Source organism: Oribacterium sp. KHPX15, assembly GCF_900107835.1.
Taxonomy (GTDB): domain Bacteria; phylum Bacillota; class Clostridia; order Lachnospirales; family Lachnospiraceae; genus Oribacterium.
Genome location: NZ_FNRG01000068.1, coordinates 1 through 3,353, shown reverse-complemented (window position 1 = coordinate 3,353; position 3,353 = coordinate 1). Strand labels below are relative to the sequence as shown.

General features: G+C 42.4%; 4 protein-coding genes. All 4 read right to left on the bottom strand.

What is annotated here, in order from left to right:
* Positions 1-44 precede the first annotated feature (44 nt).
* On the bottom strand, positions 45-737 hold the full coding sequence (locus tag BLV86_RS17280; RefSeq protein WP_090820065.1) for an AlkZ-related protein: 693 nt from the start codon (positions 735-737) through the stop codon (positions 45-47).
* A gap of 120 nt (positions 738-857) precedes the next feature.
* Positions 858-2,156 (bottom strand): STAS domain-containing protein, encoded by a 1,299-nt coding sequence (locus BLV86_RS17275; RefSeq protein WP_090820062.1) that lies wholly within the window; start codon positions 2,154-2,156, stop codon positions 858-860.
* 62 nt (positions 2,157-2,218) lie between these two features.
* Entirely contained in the window at positions 2,219-2,629 is a 411-nt protein-coding gene (locus BLV86_RS17270; protein ID WP_090820059.1) for a UPF0158 family protein, read from the bottom strand.
* A 17-nt stretch (positions 2,630-2,646) separates the two neighbouring features.
* A complete protein-coding gene (locus BLV86_RS17265; protein ID WP_090820057.1) occupies positions 2,647-3,303 on the bottom strand; it encodes a metallophosphoesterase family protein in 657 nt (218 codons plus the stop codon).
* Positions 3,304-3,353: the final 50 nt, after the last annotated feature.

Below are 3,353 nucleotides of genomic sequence, written 5' to 3'. Positions count from 1 at the left end.
CATCATCGTCTCTATTTATAATCATATATATCCTCTGTCCTTAGTTACCTAAGGATCTTTTCAATCTTCTTCTGTTCTGCATCCGGTAATATCTTTTTAAACTGCTTTAATAAGCGGACGTAGGATTCCTCCGGTGTCCGCTTATAGACTGAATTTTCAAACTTCTTTCCAAGGAACTTTTCGGGCGTTGAATACTCTGCTATTCCCCAGCCGTACTTATTGCCAAGCTTATCTGTGGAGTAACAAAAATCACTTGTTATCACATAACATTGCTTTTGAAGCCTTGTCACGATGGTATCAAAGCCCTTTTTGCCATTCTTACCATAACCTCCGTCCTTCTTAAGATTCTTCGATAAGACCGGTGCCTTCATATCCAATAATTCAAAAAGCTCTTTATCATAGAACGAAGCAAGCCCGTCGTCGTATCTGGCATCGAAATCGTAGCCTTGTCTTCGGAAGTTCGCGAAATCAGGGAACCACTTAGGGCTTATGTACATTACCTTGTTTCTCAGGAACTTCCCGTATGCGCATTTCATTTCTCTTATCACAGGACCTTTCCATTCCCAGGCTGGCCAGAATTCACCATCAGCATCGTCATACCAGCATCCAGGCGTAATATGCTCCTCTAACGAAAATCCCTCTATTTCATTTGAAAAGAATGGGACAAAGCCCACTTCATCTATAAGTTCTATAAGCTCATCCATGGAGCTTATCTGAAAATCGTCTGAATAAGTCATATTTCCCCTTAAAGGTATTCCTGAGCCCGGTTCTTCAGCACAACAATCGAAGTAGTTGATGAAAAGCACTTTCAATCAACTACTTTTGCTATTTGGAATCTTTCAATATTTAAATAATTTTCAATCCTCTCCCAAAAAAATGGAATCAAATCCCGTAGTTTTAAGAATTTCCATGACCTCCGGACACACATTGTCCAAAACCATACCCTCTTTGATATTCTTTTTCATGATGAGCAGGACACGAAGCCCGGCAGAGGATATATACTGAAGCTTTTCACAATTGACATGCACCGCTTTGATATCATTTTCCTTCGCTGTCTTTTCATAAAAAGACAGGATCTTGGGAGCCGTCAGTGAATCGATTCTTCCGATAAGGGAAAGGAAGAGCTTGTCTCCGGCTATCTGCGCATCAACATCAAAATTCTTTTCCGCAATGTCACCTGTATCTATTTCTTCTCTGGCCTCCGTAGCACCCATGGACGTGATCTTCCAGTAGGCATTCAGTTTCATGGCTTCCTTTACAGCCGATACTTGTTCAGGCTTAAGTTTCTTAAATACCTTAAGCTCAGGCATATGCTCCGCCACGATCATTCTTTCAGCCTTCAATCCATGCTTTGCCAGAAATTCCATGGCTTTTTTTATGTCTTCTCTAATATCCTCCTTCGGAAAGACAACCAGTGAACTGCCTTTCACGCCCACATCGGATTTATCCTCCGCTCTTTTTTGCATGGACGCAAGAGCCTCAAGAGCCTTGTCGCCAAGGATCGCTTTCACGATCAGGGTATATGCCATAAGCCACTCCGGATCGATGGTAAGCCAACAGCCGCCATGCTCGTCCAGGATCCTTTTAACATTGTCACAGAGAGCCCCGATTTCCGAGTCATTAAAATAGACCATAAGACCCTCGGTGGTGATGACGACTTTTCCCTCAACGTCAGCTATTGCCGACCTTAGTGATTCGTAATTGGTGGCATCGACTCCGGCAAACTTCACCATCTTCTTCTGTCCCTCGTCGAGAAGCGCGTTCATGGCAGGTTCCACCTCCTGAATGGTTGCGGGGAGATCAAGCCCGATGAACCGATGGCCCGCTCTTACGTATCTTAAAGCCTTGGGCAGGTACCCACAGGGAAGATCTATCTCCGTAAAATCCCCCTCATCCATCGCAAGCTTTTCTATGGTATGATATCTCATGTCCATAAGCAGGCTCTCGATCAGAAGCTTTACCGCGTCAGAAGTGGTCGTGAAACTATTCTGGGTTTCTTCGTTAAGGCCGAGTTTTTCCACCATCAGAGCCGAATCCTCGTCTCCGGATGCGGCCAGCTGATAAAGCGTCATTTTAGCCGTATTGAAGATAGGATTAGCCCTCTCCAAAAGATCTGCGTCCACCTGAATTTCATCTAAATCAAATAAATTGTCCATCTTTGAATCCTCACTCTAAAAATTAGTTTTTTTTAACATTCATAAGTCACGGGAAATGACGCTCACTCCTCGTATTCAATGCTATTTTCCTCGCACCATTCATCAGCGATCCGCCTGTATTCTTTTGCCTGATAGTCATACCACTGCTGGTCAATACCAAGATCGTACACATTATCCTTAAAGCGTCTAAATGCGCCCTTCCCTTGTATTGCATGTGCCAGTTTCTCGTACTCAGTACCTGACAGCGTATTTACAAAGGCTTCCATGATATCGTAGTCACGGATATCGAAAGATGTCGGAAGCCTGTAAAAACCATGCTCATCCAAACTGTCATAGACTTCATCCTTTTCCGAACTGGACATTGTCATATCATTGACACACTCTATTTCACCGGTCTCTTTATCTATAAAATATTCCGAATATACATCCATCATCTCTATCGCATCTATTATTTCTGATAATTTTACTTTCAATGCAAGTCTCCTATACCTTACTCTTTCATCCGATTTAATATCCCATCTACATCAATCCCCGAATGCGTCGTGTAGATCTGCAGTATTTCTTCTACAAGCACTTTTTCTACCCGGTTCAGTTTTGATATTTCATCAACCGTACGGTTAGAATCCATGTCCTTAATTATATTTCTTATTAACTTGTCCATCTCTTTTTCCGGCGGGTATTTGGCTCCCTTTTTCAATACTGGCGAGATATCGACCTTCTCTATGCTATATGAGCCTTTCTCTATGGTCATAAGCATAAATGTCACTGGCTGCGTAAATCTTCTTGGGCCACAGCTTCCCGGATTAAGATATGTTATCCCGTCTTTCTCACGATTCTCGTATTTATGAGAGTGTCCATATATCACGAAATCAACATCTGACAGATCATGTCTTATGTGTTTTATGTTGTGGACCATGTAGAAATTGTATCCTGAAAGCTCTATCTCCAGCTCCTTAGGGATATCTTCCGCCCAGTCCTTATCTGCATTTCCTCTTACAAAATATGCCGGAGCTATTGCATTTATTCTTTCAAATGTCTCCTTAGAAGCAATGTCTCCTCCATGCAGTATATAGTCACAGTCTTTGAGCTTCTCCTCAACCTCCGGTCTCAGGAGTGAATGAGTATCAGAAATGATTGCTATCTTCATGGCATAACATCCTTAATTAGTGTATGCTCAGTAACCGCCTGATTTTTTCA

What these genes read in the sequence shown, in the direction of transcription:
- BLV86_RS17275 (WP_090820062.1), bottom strand. Translation starts at nt 2,156, where the DNA reads ATGGACAATTTATTTGATTTAGATGAAATTCAGGTGGACGCAGATCTT.
- BLV86_RS17265 (WP_090820057.1), bottom strand. Translation starts at nt 3,303, where the DNA reads ATGAAGATAGCAATCATTTCTGATACTCATTCACTCCTGAGACCGGAG.
- BLV86_RS17280 (WP_090820065.1), bottom strand. Translation starts at nt 737, where the DNA reads ATGACTTATTCAGACGATTTTCAGATAAGCTCCATGGATGAGCTTATA.